18 protein-coding genes are annotated in these 24,897 nt (G+C 52.0%); 13 read left to right on the top strand and 5 right to left on the bottom strand.

Annotated elements, in window-relative coordinates:
- Positions 1-20: 20 nt before the first annotated feature.
- The 3 genes from TH63_RS03320 to TH63_RS03310 form a co-directional block, all read right to left on the bottom strand.
- Positions 21-1,280, bottom strand: coding sequence for a sensor histidine kinase (locus tag TH63_RS03320; protein ID WP_048919682.1), 1,260 nt, complete (start codon positions 1,278-1,280; stop codon positions 21-23).
- A gap of 305 nt (positions 1,281-1,585) precedes the next feature.
- The gene (locus TH63_RS03315) at positions 1,586-4,012 is read right to left on the bottom strand and encodes an outer membrane beta-barrel family protein (protein ID WP_048919681.1); all 2,427 of its coding nucleotides are present in this window, start codon (positions 4,010-4,012) and stop codon (positions 1,586-1,588) included.
- 456 nt (positions 4,013-4,468) lie between these two features.
- Complete coding sequence (locus tag TH63_RS03310) at positions 4,469-5,059, bottom strand: SixA phosphatase family protein (protein ID WP_053093728.1); 591 nt, start codon at positions 5,057-5,059, stop codon at positions 4,469-4,471.
- A 196-nt stretch (positions 5,060-5,255) separates the two neighbouring features.
- Between TH63_RS03310 and TH63_RS03305 the strand changes: the two genes are divergently transcribed.
- The 9 genes from TH63_RS03305 to TH63_RS03255 all read left to right on the top strand — a co-directional run bounded on the left by TH63_RS03305 (position 5,256) and on the right by TH63_RS03255 (position 14,659).
- Positions 5,256-5,987, top strand: a complete 732-nt coding sequence (locus TH63_RS03305; RefSeq protein ID WP_082161539.1) for a tetratricopeptide repeat protein — start codon at positions 5,256-5,258, stop codon at positions 5,985-5,987.
- 170 nt (positions 5,988-6,157) lie between these two features.
- Positions 6,158-6,904: a 3-oxoacyl-[acyl-carrier-protein] reductase gene (gene fabG, locus TH63_RS03300; protein WP_048919679.1), complete on the top strand. Its 747-nt coding sequence runs from the start codon at positions 6,158-6,160 to the stop codon at positions 6,902-6,904.
- Between the two features lie 369 nt (positions 6,905-7,273).
- Positions 7,274-9,361: a vWA domain-containing protein gene (locus tag TH63_RS03290; RefSeq protein ID WP_156180337.1), complete on the top strand. Its 2,088-nt coding sequence runs from the start codon at positions 7,274-7,276 to the stop codon at positions 9,359-9,361.
- 12 nt (positions 9,362-9,373) lie between these two features.
- Complete coding sequence (locus tag TH63_RS03285) at positions 9,374-9,808, top strand: putative signal transducing protein (protein ID WP_048919676.1); 435 nt, start codon at positions 9,374-9,376, stop codon at positions 9,806-9,808.
- 103 nt (positions 9,809-9,911) lie between these two features.
- A complete protein-coding gene (locus tag TH63_RS03280; RefSeq protein WP_048919675.1) occupies positions 9,912-10,517 on the top strand; it encodes a pseudouridine synthase in 606 nt (201 codons plus the stop codon).
- A 738-nt stretch (positions 10,518-11,255) separates the two neighbouring features.
- Positions 11,256-13,193 carry a molecular chaperone DnaK gene (gene dnaK / locus TH63_RS03270; protein WP_048919673.1) on the top strand — a complete coding sequence of 646 codons (1,938 nt, stop codon included), beginning with the start codon at positions 11,256-11,258 and terminating at the stop codon, positions 13,191-13,193.
- Between the two features lie 137 nt (positions 13,194-13,330).
- The gene (locus tag TH63_RS03265; RefSeq protein WP_048922558.1) at positions 13,331-13,624 is read left to right on the top strand and encodes a type II toxin-antitoxin system HigB family toxin; all 294 of its coding nucleotides are present in this window, start codon (positions 13,331-13,333) and stop codon (positions 13,622-13,624) included.
- A gap of 12 nt (positions 13,625-13,636) precedes the next feature.
- The gene (locus tag TH63_RS03260; protein ID WP_048919672.1) at positions 13,637-14,029 is read left to right on the top strand and encodes a helix-turn-helix domain-containing protein; all 393 of its coding nucleotides are present in this window, start codon (positions 13,637-13,639) and stop codon (positions 14,027-14,029) included.
- Between the two features lie 9 nt (positions 14,030-14,038).
- On the top strand, positions 14,039-14,659 hold the full coding sequence (locus TH63_RS03255) for a 3'-5' exonuclease (protein ID WP_048919671.1): 621 nt from the start codon (positions 14,039-14,041) through the stop codon (positions 14,657-14,659).
- 162 nt (positions 14,660-14,821) lie between these two features.
- On the opposite strand, the gene TH63_RS03250 is transcribed toward TH63_RS03255, so the two are convergent.
- Together TH63_RS03250 and TH63_RS03245 are read right to left on the bottom strand one after the other, a co-directional pair.
- Positions 14,822-17,242 (bottom strand): ABC transporter permease, encoded by a 2,421-nt coding sequence (locus tag TH63_RS03250; protein WP_048919670.1) that lies wholly within the window; start codon positions 17,240-17,242, stop codon positions 14,822-14,824.
- A 55-nt stretch (positions 17,243-17,297) separates the two neighbouring features.
- The gene (locus tag TH63_RS03245) at positions 17,298-17,975 is read right to left on the bottom strand and encodes an ABC transporter ATP-binding protein (protein WP_048919669.1); all 678 of its coding nucleotides are present in this window, start codon (positions 17,973-17,975) and stop codon (positions 17,298-17,300) included.
- A 388-nt stretch (positions 17,976-18,363) separates the two neighbouring features.
- On the opposite strand from TH63_RS03245, the gene TH63_RS03240 reads away from it, so the two are divergent.
- From TH63_RS03240 to TH63_RS03225, 4 genes are all read left to right on the top strand, one after another.
- A complete protein-coding gene (locus TH63_RS03240) occupies positions 18,364-19,722 on the top strand; it encodes a sigma-54-dependent transcriptional regulator (RefSeq protein ID WP_048919668.1) in 1,359 nt (452 codons plus the stop codon).
- Positions 19,712-21,064, top strand: coding sequence for a sensor histidine kinase (locus tag TH63_RS03235; protein WP_048919667.1), 1,353 nt, complete (start codon positions 19,712-19,714; stop codon positions 21,062-21,064). The genes TH63_RS03240 and TH63_RS03235 overlap by 11 nt, the downstream gene beginning before the upstream one ends.
- 201 nt (positions 21,065-21,265) lie before the next feature.
- Positions 21,266-22,030, top strand: coding sequence for a hypothetical protein (locus TH63_RS03230; protein WP_156180335.1), 765 nt, complete (start codon positions 21,266-21,268; stop codon positions 22,028-22,030).
- A 265-nt stretch (positions 22,031-22,295) separates the two neighbouring features.
- Positions 22,296-24,803 (top strand): outer membrane beta-barrel family protein, encoded by a 2,508-nt coding sequence (locus tag TH63_RS03225; protein ID WP_082161538.1) that lies wholly within the window; start codon positions 22,296-22,298, stop codon positions 24,801-24,803.
- Positions 24,804-24,897: the final 94 nt, after the last annotated feature.

Here is a 24,897-nt window from a genome sequence, read left to right as displayed (position 1 = left end):
GTGGAATTAAGAATTAGGAATTAAGAAAAGGCCAGCGTGGCAGCCGGAGATTTAAGGCCAACAGGTTGCGGTACCTGCACCTTGAGCGCGATGGCATAAAAGGCCTCGTTTTCCTGCACCTCCAGCGCATAGTGGTCTTGGTAGGCCGCGGCCAGGCGCTTGCGGGTATTGTCCAGGCCAATGCCGTGCGAGGTCTCTTTAGGGCCCTTCCGTTTTTTGTTGGCCACTGTAAAAGAAAGCTGCCCTTGCTTCTGCACCGCTAATTGAATAGTTATTGGGTGCTCCGCGTCATTCATTTCACCGTGCTTGAACGCGTTCTCCACCAAGGTAATTAAAACCAAGGGAATTATCCGGAGGCCGTGCAGGTCGCCGGAAATCTGGAAATCTATCTGCAACCGGTGGCTGAACCTGAGCTGGTTGATCTTGATAACATTGTGCAGGTGCTCTACCTCCTTGGTGAGCAGCACGGTGCCTTGGGCGTCTTCCTCGCTCTCCAGAGAATACCGCATAATGTCACAAAGCGTGAGAATACCGTCTGAGAGCTCTTCTGAGTGGCCCAGCGATTTGGCATAGAAAAAGTTGAGCGTGTTGTGCAGAAAGTGCGGGTTGATCTGAGCCCTCAGGAAGGCGTATTCGGCCTCCAGTTTTCCTTTCTCGGCTTCCAGCTTCTGGGCCAACGTCAGTTTAAGTTCCTGGGAGCGCTTGCCGCTTTGCCTCAGGTAATAGTAGCCCAAGGAAAGGGCGGTAAGCATCACGTAAAGCCAAAAGGTATCGCGCCACAAAGGCGTAGACAGGAAAGAACTCAATGACGGCCAATCTGCCGGCGCTCCGTCGGCCATGGGTCTAAGGGTGCCCACCGTCAACAACAGCACTACCAGGCAAGACAGGAAGAACACTACCTCAGCGGCCAAAAACAACAGAGGTTTCCTGCGCGGCAGCAGCCGAAAGAACAGGAAATTGCTTCCGTAGAAGGTATAGGCCGCCGGAAAAAACGTGATGAGCATGCGCAGCACGTTCACCCGTGCCCCCGGGTTAGCCGACATGGTGGTGGCGGCCCACAGCAACAGAAAACTTACCCAAACAGCCGCATGGGCCAAAGCCACCCGGTACTTTTTAATTAACTGCCAAAGGGCCATTTTTACTGGTTGTTGAAAAGAGGAGAACGCTGCGCGAACGGTCACAGGTCCATCCTTAAAAGTATTGCCAATTTTAGAGAAAGGAAAGCTCTGGCTGGTAAATCTATTTTCTCTTTTGGCAGAGGAGATGAAGGCGGTTTTCATAGCAGAGCTAGTTTGCAAGTGAAAAAGTGAGTTGAGGAGGTAGTGTTGGTTGTGCTTGGTGTAAGAACACCAACAAGGGTGAGCGGAAGTGGAAAATTCAGGAGTAAAGCAGAAAGGCCTGTTTGTTAACAGAAAGGAAATTTCAGCGTTTGAAAGGGAATATCAGTTGACTATCAGCGCCAAATCACTTCTAAAGAAGACTTCCGTTTTGGGGCTGTTTTCCAGAAATCAGCTCTAAAACGGAAGTCTTCTACCTTATACTTCTGAGTCTAACCTCCAGGATCTAAAATCCAGTGCCTTACTGATTACAGATTACTTTCCATCCTGAATTTCTCTTCTTCACTACCAGATCTGCGGGCCTTGCTGGCTTTCACGTTCTTGTTCCCGAAGCGGTAAGAGAAGTTTAGACGGACCACGCGGCTTTCGGTTTTGTTTTCCGTCTCCGCATTCACCCCATAAGAGTGGATGCTGTAGCGCTGGGAACGGGTGTTGAACACATCTGCCAGGTTCAGAGTAAGGGTGCCCTGGTTGTCCAGCACGCTTTTAGAAAGCCCCAGGTTGCCGCTGTAATTGGCTTTGAACGCGAAGGCCCCAAACGTAAGCGGAGACGTGTAAGAAGCGAATAATTCGGCTTTAAAGCCTTTGCCTAGCTGCAACGTATTGTTGCTGGATACCATAAACGCGACATTGGCCTTGCTGAACCGAGCCGACGGGCCGTTTACCTGCGCAGAGATGAACCCTACCGTGTTGGAGGTATTCCATTTACCAGAGTAAAGGCCTTTAGCGTGCGTCACAGAACCGCTCCACTGGTTGGCACTGCTGAAGTTAGCAAAGGAGTGGATCACGGCCGGGCTACCTTCCAGGCGCTTCACCACCTCAGAAAGCACGTTCAAATGCCGGCCGTAGCTCAAAGAAGAAAACCACTCCTGGTTGAAGGTATGTGACAGTTCAAAATTGTGCGAGATGGAAGGCTGCACGTTTGGGTTGCCCTGGGCATAGGAATATTGACTGATATAGGTCACGAAGGGGTTGACAATATCAAATCGGAAACGGTCAATCTTCTTGCGGTAAGACAAACCCAGCTGCTGTTTTTTAGAGACGTTGTACTGGCCAGACACGCTGGGAAACAAGTGAAAGTAGCTGTTTCTGTTGGTTTGCGCTAAGGTAAGCGAGGTGCCTTTGGTATTGGTTTGCTCGGCCCTGAGCCCTACCTGCACGCTCCATTCCTTAACCTTGGTGCTGTAGCTGGTATAGGCGGCATTGATGTTCTCATGGTAGACAAAGTGGTTGGTCTTGCCAGCATCTACGGCCCAGTTTTCTTCGCCGGTACGGCCTTCCCAGAAAATATCATTGTCGGTTTGGGTGAAAGTGGCTTTAAGCCCGGCCTCCAGGGTTCCTTTCTTGAGGGGGTGCGTGATGTCTGCCGTGGTGGTCTGGATGGAGTTGCCCGCCGGCGAGTTGTCTCTCAGGTAAGCCGTAGGTTGGTTTTGCTGGCCATTGGCCTGGAAAAAACGGGTCGTGAATTGGTTCTCCAGGTCTTTCCCGTAGCTGAAATAATCCGTGCCCAGGCGCAATTCAGTGCCCGCAGAATCCAGGACCGTGCGGTAGAATACGCTGATGGATGGGCTTACCACCAGGCTTTTGCCGTTGGTCATTACCTGAGAAGAAACAAAGGGCGCACTGGCCTGGGTGACCAGGGAGTTGGTTTCGCCGGCGCGGCTGCGTTGGTTTACCATGCCTCTCACCAGAATCCCAGCCGAGGCTTTCTTACTGATCTCATAGTCCAGGCCGACCTTAAACGAGTTGTTGTCTTGGGTTCTCAACTCATAGGTGTGCTCCTGTACGCGGCTCTCTGCCGTGAGCATGCGGTCTGAGGTGATGGTGGTGAAGGGCTGGCTGTGGTTACGGTCCAGGCTGCCGTACAGGTTCAGTTTCTGGCTGCGGTGGTTCAGGCTGAGGCCAGCGTTGTAGCGGGCTTTCTCGCCCATGCCCAGTCCAAAGGTGGCGGTTCCGTTGGTGCCGTAGTTTTTGTTTTTGGCCGTTACTATATTAATCACCGCGCCGCCCGCCGCGTCATATTTAGCCGATGGGTTGGCGATCACCTCTACCTGGGCCACACCGTTGGTAGGCATAGAACTCAGGAAGTTTTTCAGGTCCTCGCCTTTCAGGTTGGTGTTTCTGCCGTCAATCAAAACCATGGCCGTTTTACCGCGCACCTGAAATCCGCCGTTGGCTTCCACCACACCCGGGGCCCGGGCAATCACTTCATCGGTGGTGCCGCCGGCGGCTAGCGGGCTGTTTGCCACGTTCAACACCAGCTTGTCATTCTGCTGCTCAATAAACGGTTTATAGCCGGTGACGGTCACGGCTTTCAGCAGCTTGGCGTCTTGCGCCATTAGGACAGACAGGGCCTTACCCTCCCCTATCGCGGCCACCTGCAAAGAGTCTACTTTCACTTTCTTGTAGCCTAGGTAATCTGCCGTTAAAAAGTAAAGTCCCTGTCCCAGGTTGCTGAACTGGAAGTCGCCCTGCTCATTGGTCACCACCGCTTGCAGAAAGGAGGTATCTTCATATTTCTTAAGCACCAGGGTGGCATAAGGCATAGGCTGCTGCCGAAGGCTGTCTTTCACGGTGCCCGCCAATTGGCCGGGCTTGGTTTGGGCCTGGGTTAGGAAAGCGCTTACACTAAAAAGAAAGGCAAGGGTGAGTTGGGCGAGGGTAGAAGTTTTCATAGGTCTTTTGGTTAAGGAATAGTCAAACTTATCCCAACTCCCACGCCTCTGAAAAACTTCTACACCAACGGGCATTTGCTAAGGACGAACGCCCCTATTTCCTTTTTTTCCCCTTAGAATGCAGAACCAAAAACCCTGAAAACCCAAGAAGCGTTTCGGGGCTGTTTTTCAGAAAACAGTCTCAAAACGCTCCTTATTTAGTTCCAAGCTAAAATTTGGAATGCTAGTCCCCACCGCCGCAGTCACCTCCATCTCCACCACAGTCCCCACTACCAGAATCAGAATCATAAACACCGTCGCTCCCAGAGTTTAGATATCCACCTGAGTTGATTGATTGTCCTAATTTGCTAGAGTATAGGATTAACCCGAAGATTATAATGAAGCCTCCTACAAAAAGCACTAAGTTCATGTACAGAGGTTTTAGATAAGTCTGAATTTCCGATTTCTACTCATAAATTACTTAACTGGCGCCACGTTGGCCTCGCCTACTTGCAGCACCTCCACCCTGGTTTCCTGGCCGCTTTCCAGCGTGAGTTTGAACAGGTAATCATATTGGGCATCGGTGATCTCCGCGAAGGGCTTTTTACCGCCCAGGGCTTCTACCAGGGGAAGCAGCGTATTGGAGTGTCCGGCCACTACTACGGTCTGGCCGGGGTGCTTTTCTTTGATGGTTTGGGCTAAGCCCTTGAAATTATGCGCCTCATAGGTGGCAATGGGCAATGACTTGCTTTGCGCAATAGGTTGCAGGGTTTGCCGGGTACGCACGTACTTGGTGGCATACAAGGCAGCCACCGGTTCCTGAGCCAACAGGGTTTTCAGGGCCTCGGCCCGCTGCTGTCCGGCGGGAGTCAGGTTGGGGTCTTCGTTCTTGGGGTCAGAGGTGTCTTTTTCGGCGTGCCGAACCAGGTACACCACCGTTTCTTTTTTGGCGGTGGCGTTGGTGCCTGTGGTACCGGTGGCGGTATTGTTTTGGGTACAGCCCAGCAGGAAAGTAGCGGTAAGGCAGCACCAGCTAAGAAAAAGCAGGAAGGTAAGTTTCTGTTTCATAGGTAGAAAAAGATTTAGAGAAGGAAAGGTAATAATTCTTGGGCAATCCTTTAAAAACGCGGACGTTAAAGCCGTGGGTTAGGTTATTTTTCAGGGAATCTTCCCTCCCAACCTGCTTTTCTACCCGTCGCAGGAATATTGACGTATAACTATATTCCCCCAAAGTCAGTATGTAGCCTCAATTATTCCCTTTTTTATGTTACTCACTTCCTCCTTCCTTCGGCACAGCCGATTCCTTTTGATGGTGCTGCTGCTCACCGGGGCTGTCAGCGCCTGCAACACCGCCCGCACCCATTACAAAGAGGGCATGGAGCGCGCCAGCAAAAACGATTACAGCGGGGCCGTGCGCGAATATGACGCTGCCATTGCCAAACGCCCCAATGACGGCAGCCTGTACCGCCTGCGCGGGGTGGCCAAATACGAGATGGAAGATTTTGACGGCGCTTTTACTGATTTCACCCAGGCCATTTCGCTGGAACCCAAAGACGCGGAGTCTTACAAATTCAGAGGAGATATCAAGCAGAACCGGTTGCAGTATAAAGAGGCCATAGAAGACTATAACCAGGCCATTACCCACCAACCCAACTACGCCAAGGCCTACAATAACCGGGGCCTGAACCGGGCCAAATTAAAAGACCTCAAGGGCGCGCTGCTGGATTTCAGCCAGGCCATTACCTTGCAGGAAGACTATGCCGTGGCTTACCTGAACCGCGCCAACTTGTATATGCGTCAGAAAAAATACAACCCCGCCATGGAAGACTATGACAAGGCCATTTCTTATGACGCCAACCTGGCCCAGGCGTATTACAACCGGGGCGTATTAAAGCACACCCGCAAAAACCGCAAAGGCGCCTGCGAAGACTGGCAAAAGGCATCTGACCTGGGCATTACCCAAACGGCTGCCCTCTTGAAACGGTACTGCAAATAAGCCCATAGCTTTTCTATTTTGGCCCTGTTTTCCTGAAAACGGCCTCAAAACGAAGGTTCCTCTCAAATTGCCCGCCGGAGTTCTTTGGCTCCCGCGGGCAATTAGTATATTTGGGGCTAGACAATGGGTGTGTGTCCTCCGTTTCGGGCCAGGCCCTTTAAGCAAGCACTATGAAATTATTGGAAGGAAAGATTGCCTTAGTAACCGGCGCCTCCAAAGGCATTGGCCGGGCCATTGCCAAAAAATATGCCGAACAAGGCGCCAGCGTGGCGTTCACCTATCTCTCCAGCGTGGAGAAAGGCCAGCAACTGGAGCAGGAACTAGCCGAATACGGCATTCAGGCCAAAGGCTACCGCTCAGACGCCTCAGACTACGCCCAGGCCGAGCAATTGGTAGAGAACGTGGTGAAGGATTTCGGGAAGCTCGATGTGCTGGTAAATAACGCCGGCATTACCAAAGACGGACTTCTCATGCGTATGAGTGAAGAGCAGTGGGATGCGGTGATCAACACCAACCTGAAGTCGGTCTTCAACCTCACCAAGGCGGCCACCAAGCACATGATGCGCGCCAAAAGCGGATCTATCATTAACATGACCAGCGTGGTAGGCATTAAAGGCAATGCCGGTCAGGCCAACTACGCCGCCTCTAAAGCCGGTATCATCGGGTTCACAAAATCAGTAGCCTTGGAACTGGGTTCCAGAAACATCCGCAGCAACGCCATCGCCCCCGGCTTCATTGAAACCGACATGACCGACGAGCTGGATGCTGCCACCGTAGCCGAATGGCGCAAAGCTATTCCCTTGAAACGCGGCGGTGCCCCCGAAGACGTAGCCAACGCCTGCGTGTTCCTGGCCTCTGACTTGTCTTCCTACATCACCGGCCAAACCCTGCAGGTAGACGGCGGAATGCTGACTTAGTAATTAAGAATTATTTCTTCAAAGCCGATGTGGGTGCAGACCTTCATCGGCTTTTTCTTTGTAAGGGCAATCCCTTGTGGTTGCCCTTGCACATTAGCTACCGCGTTAGGGCAACCACAAGGGATTGCCCCTACATTACGCCCATCGTAACCTCCATTCCTGCCCTCTTCTTCGTCCCCCTTTGAAGGAGGTAGGGGGATGATGGGTTTTGCGGACAATCCTACTTCTCCCCTATTTTCAAAAAACCGTCTCTGAAACTGTTTGTCGGGCAATAAGTATAGAATGTGACAGTTGAGAATAAAAGTCTTGGGTCTTGGGGCTCGTGTCTTTATCTTGCTTCCTGATAACCTGGGTCTAACCTCACCTTCTGTGCAATCACTCCAAATCCACACTGTCCATTCTCCCTGGTTTGCGTTGCTGTGTCTGGCCGCGGGCATTGGGGTAGCCTGGCTGATGTACCGGCGGGGTGGTCCCTGGCCTACCGGGCTGCGGTGGTTGCTGGCCTCGCTTAGGGCGCTGTTGGTGGCGTTGGTCTTGTTCCTGCTGCTGGAGCCCTATACCCGGCGCATACGGCAGGAAGAGATCAAACCTAAGGTGGTGCTGGCCCTGGACAACTCCCAATCGGTGGGCCTGTTTACCCCAAAACCCCAGATCACGGCCACCCTGCAGGCCCTTGACCAGATGGCCGAAAGGTTAACAGCCAAAGGTCTGGAGGTAAAACGCACGTCTTTTCAAGCCGGGGACTCCAGCCTGCAGACCTTCAGCAATATTCCGTTTACGGCCCAGACCTCTAACCTACATGCCCTGCTAGAAAAGGGAATCACCCCGTACCGGGACCAGAACCTGGCGGCCGTGGTGTTGCTCTCAGACGGAATCCATAACCAGGGCCCTACTCCTACTTTCCAGCTGTATGATGCGCCGGTCTATCCGGTAGCTCTAGGCGACACCATTCCTAAGCCAGACATAGTGTTGGAAGAGGTACAATACAACAAGATCAATTACAGCGGCACGTCTTTTCCGCTGGTGGCCACCATCCGCCAGGCTGGTTTTACCGGCAGTTCCGTGCAGGTGTTGTTGCAGGAAAACGGAAAGACCATTCAGCGCCGCACCCTTAGCCTTCCGCGTAAAGCGACCGTTGAGGTACCTTTCCAGGTGAGCGCCGCCCAGCCGGGCAAAAAACATTATGAGGTAGTGGTGCAGCCGCTGCCCAAAGAATTTACCGCCGTCAATAACCGCCGGCATGTGTACTTAGATGTCATCAAGGGCAAGCTAAAAGTCCTGCTGGCCGCCGCCGCGCCCCACCCCGATATTAAAGCCCTACGCAGTGCTCTGCGCACTAACCCGCTGCTAGATGTGGAAATAGTGTTGGGGCCTTTCCAGAGCCCGGCCTTTAAAACGCCTTATGATGCCGCCATTCTGCACCAGATCCCAAATACAGGTAACGTGGGTACCGACTGGCTCAGGCGGTTGCGGTCGGCTAAGGTGCCTACGTTCTATATCCTAGGGGCGCAGACAGATTTTTCTGCCTTTAACCAATTGCAGGCTGGGGTTCAGTTAAACAATCCGTCGCCCCAGTTTGATGAGGTGCAGCCCGTTCTCAACAATGCCTTCCAGCGCTTTTCTACAGAGCCACTGGCGCTGGGCCGCATCAAAGCCTGGCCTCCCACGGCCGTCACTTTCGGGGATTGGCGGGTGGCCCCGGGCACCGAGGTGATTCTCCGCCAGCAGGTGGGGGCCGTGAGCAGTTCCAAACCATTGTTGCTGTACAAGTCGTCTATGCCGGTCCCGTCGGCAGTGCTGCTCACAGATGGCAGTTGGCAATGGCGCCTCACCGAGGCCTCAGACCATGGCTCGGCCCAAATATATGACGCCTTAATGACCCACCTAGTGCAACTGCTGGCCAACCGCCGAAACGAGAAACGCCTGCACGTGTTCCCGGTGAAAGATGCCTTTGAGGTCTCTGAAGCGGTGGCCTTGCAGGCCGATGTCTTTAATGCCGTGCAGGAAGAGATTTTCGGGCAGCAGATTGCCGTCACGCTTACCCACGAAGGCAGCAAACAGACCCAGCATCGGTTCCGCCATGAACAAGGTGGCGAAGGCCTTCGTCTGGGCAATTTGCCCGTGGGCCTTTACCGCTATACCGCCACGGCCAACGTGGAAGGCCAGACCTTTAAAGACACCGGCGAGTTTCTGGTGCAGGAACAAAACCTGGAATCTTTGATAGCCCTGGCAGACCATAGTCTGCTCCAACAGCTAGCAGAACGCTCAGAGACCCGTCTCTTCTACCCCAACCAACTGACCCAATTAGAGAAAGCCCTGCTGGAGGCCAATTTCAAAACCATTCTCCGGAGCCACCAGGAAGAGAAAGACCTCCTGGAACAGTACTGGTATTACTTCCTGCTCCTGGGCCTGGCCTGCGCCGAGTGGGCCCTCCGCCGCTTCTATGGCAGCCTTTAATTCCTTCGCCTTATGCCCTTGACCAAAGACACCTTAGTTACCATTGCCACTTACTCCGGGTCAATTGATGCGCATATGGCCAAGAACAAACTGGAAAGTGAGGGCGTGATGGCGTTCCTGTTTGATGAGAACATGGTATCGCTTAACCCGCTGTATAACATCTCCATTGGCGGCATCAAACTGAAAACCCTGGCCAGCGACGCAGAAAAAGCCCTGGAGATTTTAAACGGCATGAACGCCCTGCCCTACACCAATGAGCAGGATGTACCCGTGGCCTGTCCGCGCTGCGGCTCAGAAGATATCTCCTACGCCTATGACTCCCGAAGCAATCTTAAAAACATTGGGGGCTTTCTGTTGGGCCTGATTACCTTCAGTCTGCCGCTCTTGTCTAAAGACAAATACAAATGCGGGCAATGCGGCCTGGAATTTCAGAAAGACCAATCCTAACCGTTTTCTGTTTTACGCCCCTTTTTGGTAAAACAGGCGTAAAACAGAAATCTAACGCTTTATCTTTGCCCCCCTTCTATTGTTTCACTAGCCCTTCTTTCCCGTGCGTTACCTGCTCCTCAATAAGCCTTTTGAAGTACTCACCCAGTTCACCGATGAGGCGGGCCGCCAGACCCTGAAAGACTACGTGACCGTGCCTGGCGTGTACCCCGTAGGCCGCCTGGACTATGATTCTGAGGGCCTGGTTTTACTCACCGATGACAAGCAACTGCAGCACCGCCTCTCTGATCCTAAATTCAAAGTAGAGAAAACCTACTGGGTACAAGTAGAAGGAATTCCCACGGAAGAAGCCCTGGAACAACTGGACCGCGGCGTAGTGCTGCAAGGCAAGAAAACCTCCCCCGCCAAAACCCGCCTGCTGGAAGACGTGCATTTCTGGGAACGATCCAAGCCCATCCGGTTCCGGGCCAACATTCCCACTTCCTGGGTAGAAGTCAAGATCAGCCAGGGCATGAACCGCCAGGTCCGCAAAATGACCGCCGCCGTGGGGTATCCTACCCTGCGGTTAGTGCGCGTAGCCATCGGGCCTTTGGAATTAGGCGAATTGCAACCTGGGGAGTTCAGGGAGTTGACTGTAGAGGAAGTGAAAGTGTTAAAAGGGCTGGCCAAGCCGGTAAATACGTTTCAAAGGCCTTATAAAAAAAGGTAAGGCTTGTTTGGGGCTGTTTTCGGGAAACGTTGTTTGATCTGCAGGAGTGCGTCATCCCGGGCCTTCAAAGGGGGACGGAATGCGTGCCCTCCTGTGTAAACACCCCCCTTCGCCCCCCTCAAGGGGGGAGTCTCCGTTGAAGAAGCGGGACAGCGTTTTGCGCCTGTTTTCCGGAAAACGGCCTCAAAACGTAAATCTTAAGATACTCATTTTCCCCGCGCATTTCCCCGTTTCCAGTCTTTCCCTCGAGCGCCTCGCTTGTGGCCCTGAAGTAGCTTTATTAAGAGAAGAAGGCAAGGAGGCCGCAAGGGCAGTGCGAGAGGGAAAGACGGGGCCCCGCGGCCGTGAGCGCTCGGAGGGCGAAGATGAAACAATAAAATATAAGGACTTAGGCGTATACGCAAACTACAAGGCAAAAGCGGAATGCGTGCACAATTCAGTCGGCAGTTGGAAAGGCAGTCTTAGTCGTCGGTGAGAACACCAACAACGGCGAGGAAGAAAATCCAGAAGCACTCGGCCACCCCGCCGCCAACAACTAATCAGAAAAGCGAAAGTAAAAACAAGCCAAAAACGCATTCTCCCCTGACACCTCCTGCCGAATGTTCGTATAGCTTACAAAACCGGGCAGGCTTCAAATGACATTGTGTCACAAAAAACCGGAAAATCGGCCTTGGCACATGTCTTGTTACTAAGAAGCAAACGAGTTAAATCAGAAACTACCATATAAAACTATAGACAATGGGAAAAATAATAGGCATTGACTTAGGAACTACCAACTCTTGCGTGGCCGTAATGGAGGGTAACGAACCAGTGGTAATTCCGAACAGCGAAGGCCGCCGGACTACTCCGTCCATCGTGGCATTCCTGGACAACGGGAACGGTGAGCGTAAAGTGGGTGACCCTGCCAAGCGTCAAGCTATCACAAACCCCCAAAATACCATCGCATCCATCAAGCGTTTCATGGGCCGCAGCTTCTCTGAAGTGAAAGATGAAATCCAGCACGTGTCATACAACGTGGTGGCCGGCGCCAACAACACCGTACGCGTGAAGATTGGCGACCGTGAGTTCACGCCGCAAGAGATCTCTGCCATGGTGCTGCAGAAAATGAAGCAGACCGCCGAAGACTATCTGGGCACCACAGTGACCGAGGCAGTGATTACGGTTCCTGCGTACTTCAATGACGCGCAACGTCAGGCCACTAAGGAAGCCGGACAGATTGCCGGTCTGGACGTGAAGCGGATCATTAACGAGCCTACCGCCGCCGCTTTGGCCTACGGTCTGGATAAAAAGCACGCTGATCAGAAGATTGCCGTGTATGACCTTGGTGGTGGTACTTTTGATATCTCGGTGCTGGAACTAGGCGACGGTGTGTTTGAAGTATTGTCTACCAACGGTGACACCCACTTAGGTGGTGACGACTTTGACCAGGTAATCATTGCCTGGTTGGCAGACGAGTTCAAGTCTGAAGAGAACATGGACCTGCGCACAGACCCAATGGCCTTACAGCGTTTGAAAGAAGCCGCTGAGAAAGCCAAGATTGAGCTTTCCTCTTCTTCTGAGACGGAGATTAACTTGCCATACATCACGGCTACGCAGACAGGTCCTAAGCACTTGGTGCGTAAACTGACCCGCGCTAAGTTTGAGCAGTTAGCAGATTCCTTGATCCGCAGATCTATGGAGCCGGTTAGAAAGGCCTTGAAAGATGCTGGTCTTCAGCCATCTGACATTGACGAAGTGATCCTGGTAGGTGGTTCTACCCGTATTCCAAGAATCCAGGAGGAAGTAGAGAAGTTCTTCGGGAAGAAGCCATCTAAGGGTGTGAACCCAGATGAGGTAGTAGCCATTGGTGCCGCTATCCAGGGTGGTGTCTTGACCGGTGAAGTGAAAGACGTTCTATTGCTAGACGTAACTCCTCTTTCTTTGGGTATTGAGACCATGGGCGGCGTGATGACTAAATTGATTGAGTCTAATACCACCATCCCTACCAAGAAATCTGAGGTATTCTCCACCGCTTCTGACAACCAGCCAAGCGTAGAGATTCACGTGTTGCAAGGTGAGCGCCCTATGGCCAGAGACAACCGTACTATCGGTCGTTTCCACTTGTCAGATCTGCCTCCAGCGCAACGCGGCGTTCCGCAGATTGAGGTGACGTTTGACATTGACGCCAACGGTATCTTGCACGTGTCTGCCAAAGACAAAGGCACCGGCAAAGAGCAAAAAATCCGCATCGAGGCTTCTTCTGGCTTGACTGAAGAGGAAATCGAGAGAATGCGCAAGGAAGCTGAGGCTAACGCCGAGACGGACCGCGCTGCTAAGGAGCAGGTAGAAAAAGTAAACCAGGCTGACTCTATGATTTTCCAGACGGAGAAACAGTTGAGCGAGTACGGCGAGAAACTTTCTGCCGGCAACAAAACCGCCATTGAAGGTGCTCTGGCTGACCTGAAGAAAGCACACGAGTCTAAGGACTTAGCCGCGATTGACAGCGCCATGACCAACATCAACAATGCCTGGCAGGCCGCCTCTCAGGAGATGTACGCCGCCACCGGCGGAGCGGGCCAACCTGGTCCTGACGCCGGATTCGGTGGAGGACAGCAGCAGCCAGGCCCAGACGGAAGCGCCGGCCAGACCTCTGGCAGCGACACCGTGACTGATGTGGACTACGAAGAAGTAAAGTAATTTAAAAATTAGGTTTAGTTGAAAAAGCCCCACCGCGTTGCGTTGGGGCTTTTTTTTTACTTAATACAATCATGTTGTCAAATAGACAACATATGTTTACCTTTGTAGTAAGTAATAGGAACAGCAGTAAACTTCTTATGAATGTCATCAGCCTAAAGAAAATAAAGGAGTATTACACTCAAAACGCTGGTGCCAAACTACCTTTAACCTCATGGTATAAAACAACCAAACATGCTGAATGGAAAGACTTAAACGCTTTAAAGAAAGACTTCCCTAGCGCTGATTTGGTAAAGGATGGTAGAGTGGTATTCAATATTAAAGGTAACCATTACAGGTTAGTGGCTAGAGTGAGCTTTCAATATAAAAGCATCATGGTGAAGTGGATTGGTACCCACGCTGAGTATGACAAAATAGACGCTGGCACCATTTAAAGAGGAAAGATTATGGAAACGGAACACCTAAAATTAATAGAGACAGAAGCAGAATATGAGCGAATGTTAGCCCGTATTGACGAACTGTTTGACGCCAAACCAGATAGCGAAGAATCAAAAGAACTCCAATTGCTCATGCTTATCTTAAATAAATATGAAGAAGAGCACTTTGCCATAGAGGAACCAGACCCTATAGAGTATATCAAAATCCGCATGGAAGAATTAGGGCTTACCCAGGCAGATTTAGTTCCCTATATGGGCAATAAGGGCAATGTCTCAAAAGTCTTGAACCGGAAGCGATCTCTTTCTTTGGAGATGATCAGGAACCTGCACAAAGGTTTAGGTTTTCCGCTAGAAATATTGGTAGCCGATATTACCCCGCATTCAGACAAAAATGCTGCGTAACTTTGCCCCATGAACTTCATCACCCTTGACTTTGAGACGGCTACCCCTGAGCGGGACAGCCCGTGTGAGATTGGACTAACTTTTGTGCAGAACGGACAAATCATGGGTACCCAGTCCTGGCTCATTAAACCCAAATCGTATCCGTACTTCAATGGCATGAACATCAGCATTCATGGCATCAAGCCCCAGGACGTGAAGAACAGCCCTACGTTTGACACCGTCTGGCAGGAGTTGAAGCCTTTGCTGGAAAACCAATTGGTCATTGCCCACAACGCCAGCTTTGACATGAGCGTGCTGCGGGCCACTTTGAATACCTACCGCCTGCCGTTTCCTGAACTGCAGTATGCCTGCAGTGTGCAGTTCTCCAAGCAGGTTTGGCAGGGTTTGCCGCAGTATGACCTCAAGTCGCTTTGTAACCGGCATGGCATCCAGTTCAAGCACCACCGTGCCGCCGCAGACTCCTACGCCTGCGCCGAGCTAACCTTAAGGGCTTTGGAAAAGATGGCCTGCAGCTGCCTGGAAGATTTCCCGGAGAAACTCAAGGTTAACTTCGGAAGGTTGTTTGAAGGCGGATACACGGCCTCCTCGGTGAAGAAAGCACCAAAGCCCCGCAAGGCGTTTCCGTTTTAATTGAAGTTAGAATTGCGTTTTGGGCCTGTTTTCAAGAAAACAGGCCCAAAACAGAAAAGCGAAGTCAAGAGCTGTATTTAACCAGAACGGTTGGAGTGGCATATATTTCTATGCCACTCCAACCGTTTCTCATTTTACAAGCGTCAATCTTTACTCTTTGGCTTAATCCATTCTCAGGTTTTTAACCGGGTTGGCCGTGGCAGCCTTGAGCGCCTGGAAGCTAACGGTCAGGAAGGCTACTAATCCGGCCAGCAGCAGGGCCGCCCCAAACACCCACAGCGGAATCTCAATGCGGTAGGCAAAGTCCTCCAGCCATTTATTCATGGCATACCACGCCACCGGAATGGCAATAAAGGCCGCTAGGAGCACCAGTTTCATAAAATCCTTTGACAGCAAGGCCACAATAGACGAGGTTTCCGCACCCAGTATTTTCCTGATACCAATTTCTTTCTTGCGGCGCTCAGCGGCATAGGCCGCCAACCCGAACAACCCCAGGCTGCCTATGAAAATAGCAATGCCCGTAAAAATGGTCAGAAGCGACTTCAGCTTGTCTTCGGCTTTGTACATCTTCTCAAAGTTATCATCCATGAACATATACTCCAGCGGGTATTCCGGCGAAAACTTGTCCCAAACCGTTTTCACCTGACTGATGGTTCCGGCCACATTCTCTGGCTCTACTTTCACCGCCACCTTTACCGCCGCATTGGGGTAAATCTGCATCACCACCGGCTCCATCTTGTCATACAGACTTTTGTAGTGGAAATCTTTCACCACCCCAATAATTTTGCCTTCTTTCAAAGAGTCTTGCTTATCCCAGGTGGGCCATAGCAGGGGTTGGCCCAGGGCTTTCTCAGGGGTTCCATACCCTAGCTCCCGCACCGCCGTCTCATTGATCATATAGGCGTGGTCGGCATCTGTGGGGTACTCCTTTGAAAATGGCCGACCGGCCAAAACCTGTACATCCAGGGTGTTGATGTAGTTAAAGTCCACCATCAGCAAGGTGGCCCCGTAGTATTCCTTCTCCCCGTTCCTGGGTACAATTACGCGGTCGCCGGCGGTCGCATCGCCCGGAAACCCGTAGCCAATGGACACGTCTTTCACGCCAGTCGCTTTGCGCAATTCAGATTTAAAGGTCTCATGGTTCTCAAACATGTTCTGCCCTCTCATCTGGAAAAACATGATCTGGTCTTTGTTAAAGCCCAGGTCTTTGTTGTGCAAGTAGCCCACCTGCTTGTACACAATGCTGGCGCTGATGATCAGGAAAATGGACAGGGCCAACTGTACCACAATAAGCCCATGCCGGAGCCACTGGATCTTCCCGACCTTGCTGTCTACCACCACAGCGCTTTTGAGTACCTTTACCGGCTTAAACCCAGACAGCACCATGGCCGGATAAAGCCCCGCCAGCACTCCTACCACCAGCGTGAGGACCAATAGAAGCAGCAGAATGTTAAAATTGGTGAACACGTTGAACGTCATTTGCTTGTCTGTGAAGGCGTTCAAAGACGGGAGCAGCAAAGAGGTAAGCGCCGCCGAGAAAATGACGCTGATGAGGGTAAGCATGACTGTTTCACTCAGGAACTGCAGCATGAGCTGGCCCCGGCTGGCCCCTATGGCTTTTCTAACGCCCACCTCTTTGGCCCGCTGCAAAGACTTGGCCGTGGCCAGGTTCACGAAGTTGAAACAGGCAATGAGCAGGATAAACACCGCAATAACGCTTAGGGCTTTTACATACGTGATGTTCCCCTTGGCATTCTGGTCATACTTAAAACCTGCTGAGTACAGGTACACCTCATGGAGGGGCTGCAGCATCGGCCGGTACCTGAAAGGCGCATTTTTATCGGGGTCAATCTGCTTGCTAACAATTTCCCGCAGTTTGGTCTGGGCCGCCTGGGCATTGGCTCCTTTTTTCAACTTTACGTACGTGTAAAACTGCTGCCAACCCCAGTTCTGCATGCGCTCCGGTGGTATTTCAGCTGCTGCCATGGGTAACACAAAGTTTACCGGCAAGTGGAACCGTTCAGCGGTACTGAACACCCCCTTCACCAGGTACTGGGTCTGGTTTACCGCCACTTTCTTGCCCACTGGGTCTGCCTTTCCAAACACCCGTTGCGCGAATTTATCTGAGATAACGATGGACGTAGGGTCTGCCAGGGCTTTTTCAGGGGAGCCGTACACAAACGGCAGTTGGAACACCTCAAAAAAGCTCGGATCAGCGAAGAAACGGCCATTCTCGTAGATTTTCTTGTCACTGGCCTCCACCAGGTTGTTGGCGTCATACTGCAGCATGAGGATGCGGGCCACTTTGTCAACCTCCGGGATGCTCTGCTCCAGCGTGGCCCCAAACATGGGCGGCACTGGGGACACCATTCCGGCGCTTTCCTCCGCAGACTGGTCATTGTACACCCGGTACACCTGGTCCCCTTCCGGCAGGAATTTGTCATACTGCAGTTCATCATAGACAAAGAGCCCAATGAGGAGGCAGGCGGTTACTCCCAGCGTCAACCCCGCAATGTTAATAATGGAGAAGCCTTTGTGACGGATTAAGTTGCGGTACGCAACTTTGAAATAGTTCTTAAACATACTACAAGCTTAAAACTGTCTAAAGATAGGGGGTTCTGCTGTGCCTGGTAAATGGTTAGGCCATCTGTTCGGCCATGACGGTCTGGCCGTCCAGCATGCGCACAATACGGTGGCTGTAGCGGGCGTCATGTTCAGAGTGGGTTACCATGACAATAGTGGCGCCTTGCGTGTTCAACTCGCTGAGCAGTTCCATGACCTCGTTGCCGTTGCTGGAGTCAAGGTTACCGGTAGGCTCATCTGCCAGCAGGAGTTTGGGGTTGTTAACCACGGCGCGGGCCACGGCCACCCGTTGCTGCTGCCCGCCTGAAAGCTGCTGCGGGAAATGGTTCTGCCGGTGCTTTATCTGCACCTTTTCCAGCACCTCCTCCACCCGTTGCCGGCGCTCCGGGTTGTTCACGCCCATATAGATAAGGGGCAGTTCCACGTTTTCAAACACAGTCAGTTCATCAATCAGGTTGAAGCTCTGGAACACAAACCCAATGTTGCGCTTGCGCGCCTCGGCCCGCTGCTTCTCTGTGGCGTTGGCCACCTCCATGCCGTTAAACAGGAAACTGCCGCCGTCTGGGTCATCCAGCAGGCCCAGCAGGTTCAGTAAAGTGGACTTGCCGCAGCCCGAAGGCCCCATCACCGCCACAAACTCGCCCTCCTGCACGTGCAGGCTCACTTTGTTAAGGGCGGTGGTATGCATTTCATCTGAGCGGTACACTTTCTCCAGGTTGGTAATCTGTATCATAGGGTTACGTTTAAGTATCTAAGGAATGTCTCTCCCCAGAATGCACACCATATGCCAAAAACCCTTCGTATTCATTATCAATGGGTTAGCTTTTACAAAGCAGGCGCATCCGTGCAAATCCGCACCCCAGGTGTGCGATTTCGCTCCTATCCCATCTGATAATTATAGCAAAACCATTCACAATCAAGAAGTTGCAGGTATGGCATAATTATCGTTTTTTAGGAAGGGAAAACACGTGCAGCCTATTATAATAACTTTGGCAGGGCTGGAACTGAAAAAGGGCACCCGCCGTTTTGGGCCTGTTTTCCGGAAAACAGGCCCAAAACGGAAATCCATATTCAAGACGTACACCGCAGACTGATAATCTACCCGCATTCAAGAAACTCCTATGCAACTGAAGAAGGCTTCCATTCTGGTGATTGATGATGACCCTGATGTGCTCACGGCGGTACGTTTGCTGCTAAGGCCGCAGGTGAAGGAGATAGTGGTGGAGAAAAACCCAGACAGCATTCCGGCCCACCTCAAGCGGCAGGCGTTTGACCTTATCCTGCTGGACATGAATTTCGCTTCCTCCATTAACACGGGCAACGAGGGTATTTTCTGGCTGAAGGAGATCAAACGCCTGAAATCTGAGGCCGCCGTGGTCATGATCACCGCCTACGGCGACATTGACCTGGCCATAAGATCCCTGAAGGAGGGCGCCTATGATTTTGTGGTGAAGCCCTGGCACAATGAAAAACTGCTGGCCACCCTGCAGGAGGCAATCAGCGAGAAAGGCAAAGAAAGCCCTGCCTCGGCCTCTGGCCAAAACGTTGCTGGCATGGGCCCAGAGTTGATTGGTGAATCTGGGCCCATGCAGGACATTTTCTACAAAATCAAGAAAGTAGCTCCTACTGACGCCAACATTCTTATTCTAGGCGAAAACGGCACCGGGAAAGAACTCATCGCCAAGGCGATCCACCAGCACTCGCTGCGGGCAAATCAGCCGTTCATTAAGGTAGACGTGGGGGCCCTGACAGAATCCTTGTTTGAGAGTGAGCTCTTCGGGCACAAGAAAGGGGCCTTTACAGATGCGCGCGAGGAGCGCATGGGGCGGTTTGAGGCGGCCCACAAAGGCACCATCTTCCTGGATGAGATTGGCAACATCTCGCTCCAGCAACAGGCAAAATTACTTAGCGTTCTCCAGAACCGGCAGGTGATCAGGGTGGGTTCCAACACGGCCATAGACATAGACGTGCGCCTGCTCTGCGCCACCAACGTCTCTCTGGCAGACTTGGCCAGTGACGCCCGTTTCCGGAAGGATTTGATTTACCGCATCAATACCGTGGAGATTGTGGTGCCGCCGCTGCGGCGGCGGGGCAATGACGTGATTTTGCTGGCTCGCCACTACATACAGGTGTACGCCAACAAATACCTCAAACCCCAGCTGGACCTTACCGCCAAAGCAATAGAAAAGCTTAAAAATTATGCTTTTCCGGGCAACGTACGGGAGCTGCAGTATGCCATTGAGCGGGCCGTGATCATGGCCGAAGACAAGGCCCTGGACGCTAAAGACATTCTCTTCTCGCCTATTGAGGCGGCCCCGGCCCCGGCTGCCCTGCCCAACGCTACCAACCTGGAGGAACTGGAGAAAGCCACCATCATACGGGTGCTGGAAAAGCACAACGGGGTCATGACCAAAGCAGCCAAGGAGTTGGGCATTACCCGCACCGCGCTGTACCGAAGACTGGGCAAATATGAGCTTTAAGAACTTTGAAGGGAAGCTGCTTTTGCGGGTGTTTCTGCTGCTTCTCTCCTTAAGCGCCCCGTCTCTGCTGCTGTTGAAAGGCTGGGCCGAACTGCTAGTGTTTCTTATTCCGGTGCTTCTGTTCCAGGTTTATGAGCTAATCCGGTTCCTTAAACGGGCCCAGGAGGAACTGAACCTATTTATTGAGGCCATCCAGTACCGCGATTTCTCCAGGTACTTCAATGAAAAGTCTTCCTCGCCGCAGTTGGTGCACCTACGCAAGGGGTTTAACCAGATCAATACCACCTTCAAGAATATAAACCAGGAAAAAGAGACCCAGCACCAGCACCTGCAGCGTATTCTGGAACTGGTAGATACCGGTATCATGTCTTATGACCTAGACAGCGGCGAGGTGGTGTTGATGAACGAGGCCCTGAAAAAACTCCTCCAGCTGCCTTTTCTCAGGACCGTGCATTCTTTGGAGAAAAGGGACCCCACGCTGTATAAAGAAGTGACTACCCTGTCGGCGACCCAGCATAAAATTGCCCTTATCCAGTTCCCTAGTTTAGAACGGGGCACGTATAAATTCATGTTGTCTGCCACCGTTTTCCAGAACGAGGGCAGACGGTACAAATTGGTGGCGTTCCAGAACGTGAATGATGCCCTGGAAGAAACCGAATCTCTGGCCTGGCAAAAACTGCTGAACGTGATGACCCATGAAATCATGAACTCCATTGCGCCTATCTCCTCCCTGGCCGACACCCTCAAGAACCGCCTGCAGGATACTATGGCCAACGGGGTTACCCAAGATGACCTGGAAGACCTGGAGGAAGGCATCAGTACCATTAAATACCGGAGCCAGGGCTTGCTCAAGTTCGCGGAGACCTACCGCAACCTAAGCAAGATCACCAAGCTGAACCTGGAGAAAATTTACCTGCAGGACCTGTTCCTGAACCTCAGGCGGCTCATGGAGCCCACAATGGCGCAGAAAAACATTCACCTGAACCTGCTCCTGGAAGACAAGAACCTCACGCTGCAGGCAGATGGCAACCTGTTGGACCAGGTGTTGATCAACCTGCTGGTTAACGCCATAGACGCGGTCAAGGAGCAGCCCCACCCTGAGATCACCCTGTCTGCCTACGCGGGCGCCAACGGAAACGTGGTGGTGAAAGTGGCCGACAACGGCACCGGAATGTCTAAAGAGGTGCAGGAAAAGATCTTCATCCCTTTTTTCAGCAGCAAGAAAAGCGGCAGCGGTATTGGCCTGAGTTTATGTAAGCAGATCATGATGCTGCACAAAGGCGCCATTCAGGTTCAATCTACTGAGGGCGCCGGCACGGCCTTTACCTTGTTGTTTAAATAAAGAAGGTCATCGGCTAAAGCCGATGCCCGGGACCTCCCCTGTTTTGGGCCCATTTTTATGAAAACAGGCCCAAAACAGCAGCATTTGGAAGTTACTTGTTGATCCTTTCACTCTTGCAGCACCCCTTTGGCAAGCGATTGCCCGTAGGCAACGCCTTTTCCAATGGCTGCAACGGCAGAACTTCACTTCATTCCTTATCCTATGGCTCACAATTACCTACTCCTTGCCAAGGTCGGCTTTGCCGCACTCACCTTGCTTTGCCTGTACCTGATAGTGGCGGGCACGCGCCAGACGTTTTTACGGATGGGGCTCTCTGCCCAGGCGGCGGCTAAAAGAACCTGGGTGGTAGGCGCTGTCCTTACAGGTTGGCTGGCTGTGACCAGCTTTATGGCTTTGTCTGGCTTTATGGGCAACTTTTCCCGTGCCCCCGTCAACATGCTGCCGGCCCTGCTTCCGCCCCTGCTGGCGGTGCTGGTGCTTACCTTTCACCCGCGCACCCAGGATTTTATCCGGCACCTGCCGGCTAAAGGGCTTTTGGCGCTTCAGGCCTTCCGGATACCGGTGGAGATTTTCCTTTGGTGCCTGTTCCTGGCCAATGCCTTACCGGAGCGCCTGACGTTTGAAGGCCATAACTGGGATGTGCTCTCTGGGTTGGCGGGCCCCGTGTTTGCGGTGCTCTGCTACGGCAATGGCCGCCGTAACCATTTATTGGCGTCCTTATACCATTTGGTAGGGTTGGCGTTGCTGCTAAATATTGTGGTGATGAGCGTGCTGTCACTGCCTACGCCCTTTCAGCAGTTTTTTGACAAGCCGGGGGCCGACATCCTGGTCACGTTTCCTTTCATGGTGCTGCCCACCTTTCTGGTGCCTCTGGCCTATACCCTGCACTTCTTCTCCTTAAGAAAAGCGGCTTTAGAAAAGAAAACGGCCCATACCACTCCGCCTCACCCTACCCAAATGGCTTAAGGGTAGCTTGTTCAACCCCTTATAAAGGATGGCTTTAAAAAGAAAATAATTGCTGGTCATTCCTGCTTTGCTCCATTTCAGGCCTGTTTTTAGAAATTCAGGCCTGAAACATGGCTTCCCAAAGGCTGCTTTTCCATTTAAGGCCAATGGAAGCTTCTGGAAAAATAAAAATGCCAGACTGTGCAACGGTTTCCCCTTCGCTAAGTCTTTCTAGCATACAGTAGTAGACTCTAAAAAAAAGCTAACCACCTCTACCCTTTTTGCTATGAAAAAATCTACCCTCTTTTTTGTAGGGATGCTATGCTTTTGCCTTTCTTCTCCTGGAATGGGTTGGGCACAGGTAGCACCACCGGCATCTGCCCTCGCCCAGGCGGCACCCCGCGGTAAGATTGCCGGGGTTTTGACGGACTCCTTAACCGGTAAGCCAATTGAGTTTGCTACGGTGGCCTTGCTTCAGAATGGCACAAACAAAGCTATGGACGGCACTGTGACCGATGCCCAGGGGCGCTATGCCTTCACAGGCATTCCTACCGGAGAGTACAGGCTTTCTTTCAGTTTTATAGGGTATATGACCAAAGTGCTGCCACAAGTTTCTGTGACGGAACAAAAGCCCGAGATGGAAGTAGGCACGGTGAAATTAGCAAGCTCTGCCACTCAACTGAAAGAAGTAAAAGTAGAAGCGCTGCGGCCCACCATCACGCAAGAGGCAGACAAGATTGTGGTGAGCATTGAGGGCACCGCCCTTGCCGCGGGCCGAACGGCGTATGACGTGCTGGCCAAGTCGCCGGGGGTATTTGTAGACCAAGACGGCAACATCCAACTGAATGGCCGAGGCGGGGTGACCGTGATGCTGGACGGCAAGCTGACTTACCTCTCTGCGTCAGATTTGCGCACTATGCTGGAAGGCATGTCTGCGGAGAACATCAAGAACATTGAAATCATCGCCAACCCATCGGCTAAGTATGACGCAGAGGGCACCTCCGGCATCCTGAACATCAACCTCAAGAAGAATGAACTGCAAGGCCTGAACGGAAGTGTGTACGGCACCTATAACACCAACTTTAAACAGAGCGGGTATTCTACCGGGGGTAACCTAAACATTAAAAGCGGCAAGTGGAATTCTTTTGCCAGTATTGATCAGATGCAACGAGTAGGCAACCGGGAAGGAACCTTTGAGCGGGTGTATGACGCCAAAGAAGGCCTTATCTATTTTAACCAGACCGCAAACGGGAAGCACAAAAACCAGGGTCCGCCCACCTTCAGATTAGGTACTGATTACAGCCTCACCGACAAGCACAGCGTGGGCGCCATGACCAGCTTCAACCAGAATACGGTCTGGGTAGACTTTATTTCAGACTCCTACATGGGGCTTGACCGGCAGAATCCTGAGACATTCATCAATGCCAACAACTTCCTGACCAACCGGTTTAGAAGCTCCACCAACAACGTACACTACAACGGTAAACTAGACACGCTGGGCACCACGCTTTCCGCAGACCTGGACTTTGTAAAAATCTCCAACGCCGGGCACTCCAACTTCTACAATTACTATACAGACTTAACCGCAGAGAACCGCCCCACCACCCAGGATTTTTTGTATACCGACACCGACAACGGCTTTGACATTTACTCTGGAAAGATTGACTTTGCCAAGCCCTTGAACAAGGTGAGCAAGCTGGAAGTAGGTGCCAAAGCGAGCCGGGTGGTGTCTGACAACGATTCACGGTTTTATTTCAACAGCAACGGGTTAGTGCTAGACCCAAGAAGAACCAACCACTTTATCTATGACGAAAACATTTACGCCGCCTATATCAACTTCAACACCAAGTTTGGCGATAAATTCTTAGTACAGACCGGCTTAAGAGGAGAGAAAACAGAATCCACTGGTGAGTCTGTGACCACAAAGCAGGTGAATGACAGAAGCTATTTCAATCTATTCCCCAGTGTATTTGTCCAGCAGAAGGTAAGCGAGAACTACCAGATAGGTTACAATTACAGCCGCCGCATCCAGCGGCCCAATTACGGCAATCTGAACCCGTTCATCAGCTACCGTGACCCATTCACCTACACCACAGGCAACCCACAGTTGCGCCCGCAATACACGCACTCGGTAGGAGTTACCCAGACGTTCATGAAAGACTATATCTTAACCCTCAACTACCAGTACGTGAAAGATGTGATGTCTGAGTTGCCTTACCTGGATGTGGAGAACGCCACCACTATCTATACTACCGGCAACGTGGACGACCTCCAGAACGTGAGCATGACGGCCCTTGCGCCGGTCAAAATCATGAAGAACTGGGACACTAATAATACGCTTACCTTCTCTTACAATGAATACACCATGATGACCAATGTGAACGGGGAGCTGAACTCCAATAACAACACGCAGCGGGTAACCAATGCGCAGTTCCTGTACATGCTGCAGTCCAGCCATAATATCTTGTTGCCCTACGGTTTCCAGATGGAGGTGAACGCGGTGGGAAGAGGGCCAGCGGTGTCTGGCTTGTATAAGATTGAGGCAATGTGGTGGGTGCATGCCGGGTTGAAGAAAAGCTTCCTTGACAAGAAACTGGACCTGAGCGTGAACGTGAACGATATCTTCCGGAGCTACCGCCTGCGCTTTAACACCACCATTGGCGAGAACATCAACAACTTTGACCAGTACCTGTACCCTAGAAACATTGGCGTGACCTTGCGCTACAAATTCAGCAAAGGGCAGAAAGTAGAGCAACGCCGCACCAATACCCTGGATGAAGTAAACAGAACGTAAGCCGCTGAATCTACCGGCCTGAAACCCAAATGCCCCACCTATGTATAGGTGGGGCATTTGGGTTGAGGTGGAAATTGCTCTGCCAGAAGATCCT

The organism is Rufibacter radiotolerans (genome assembly GCF_001078055.1).
GTDB classification, from domain to species: domain Bacteria; phylum Bacteroidota; class Bacteroidia; order Cytophagales; family Hymenobacteraceae; genus Nibribacter; species Nibribacter radiotolerans.
This window is presented reverse-complemented; position numbering and strand designations above follow the sequence as displayed.

What these genes read in the sequence shown, in the direction of transcription:
- TH63_RS03225 (WP_082161538.1), top strand. Translation starts at nt 22,296, where the DNA reads ATGAAAAAATCTACCCTCTTTTTTGTAGGGATGCTATGCTTTTGCCTT.
- TH63_RS03305 (WP_082161539.1), top strand. Translation starts at nt 5,256, where the DNA reads ATGTTACTCACTTCCTCCTTCCTTCGGCACAGCCGATTCCTTTTGATG.
- TH63_RS03245 (WP_048919669.1), bottom strand. Translation starts at nt 17,975, where the DNA reads ATGATACAGATTACCAACCTGGAGAAAGTGTACCGCTCAGATGAAATG.
- fabG (WP_048919679.1), top strand. Translation starts at nt 6,158, where the DNA reads ATGAAATTATTGGAAGGAAAGATTGCCTTAGTAACCGGCGCCTCCAAA.
- TH63_RS03240 (WP_048919668.1), top strand. Translation starts at nt 18,364, where the DNA reads ATGCAACTGAAGAAGGCTTCCATTCTGGTGATTGATGATGACCCTGAT.
- TH63_RS03285 (WP_048919676.1), top strand. Translation starts at nt 9,374, where the DNA reads ATGCCCTTGACCAAAGACACCTTAGTTACCATTGCCACTTACTCCGGG.
- TH63_RS03260 (WP_048919672.1), top strand. Translation starts at nt 13,637, where the DNA reads ATGGAAACGGAACACCTAAAATTAATAGAGACAGAAGCAGAATATGAG.
- TH63_RS03315 (WP_048919681.1), bottom strand. Translation starts at nt 4,012, where the DNA reads ATGAAAACTTCTACCCTCGCCCAACTCACCCTTGCCTTTCTTTTTAGT.
- TH63_RS03235 (WP_048919667.1), top strand. Translation starts at nt 19,712, where the DNA reads ATGAGCTTTAAGAACTTTGAAGGGAAGCTGCTTTTGCGGGTGTTTCTG.
- TH63_RS03255 (WP_048919671.1), top strand. Translation starts at nt 14,039, where the DNA reads ATGAACTTCATCACCCTTGACTTTGAGACGGCTACCCCTGAGCGGGAC.
- TH63_RS03250 (WP_048919670.1), bottom strand. Translation starts at nt 17,242, where the DNA reads ATGTTTAAGAACTATTTCAAAGTTGCGTACCGCAACTTAATCCGTCAC.
- TH63_RS03310 (WP_053093728.1), bottom strand. Translation starts at nt 5,059, where the DNA reads ATGAAACAGAAACTTACCTTCCTGCTTTTTCTTAGCTGGTGCTGCCTT.
- TH63_RS03320 (WP_048919682.1), bottom strand. Translation starts at nt 1,280, where the DNA reads ATGAAAACCGCCTTCATCTCCTCTGCCAAAAGAGAAAATAGATTTACC.
- dnaK (WP_048919673.1), top strand. Translation starts at nt 11,256, where the DNA reads ATGGGAAAAATAATAGGCATTGACTTAGGAACTACCAACTCTTGCGTG.
- TH63_RS03230 (WP_156180335.1), top strand. Translation starts at nt 21,266, where the DNA reads ATGGCTCACAATTACCTACTCCTTGCCAAGGTCGGCTTTGCCGCACTC.
- TH63_RS03265 (WP_048922558.1), top strand. Translation starts at nt 13,331, where the DNA reads ATGAATGTCATCAGCCTAAAGAAAATAAAGGAGTATTACACTCAAAAC.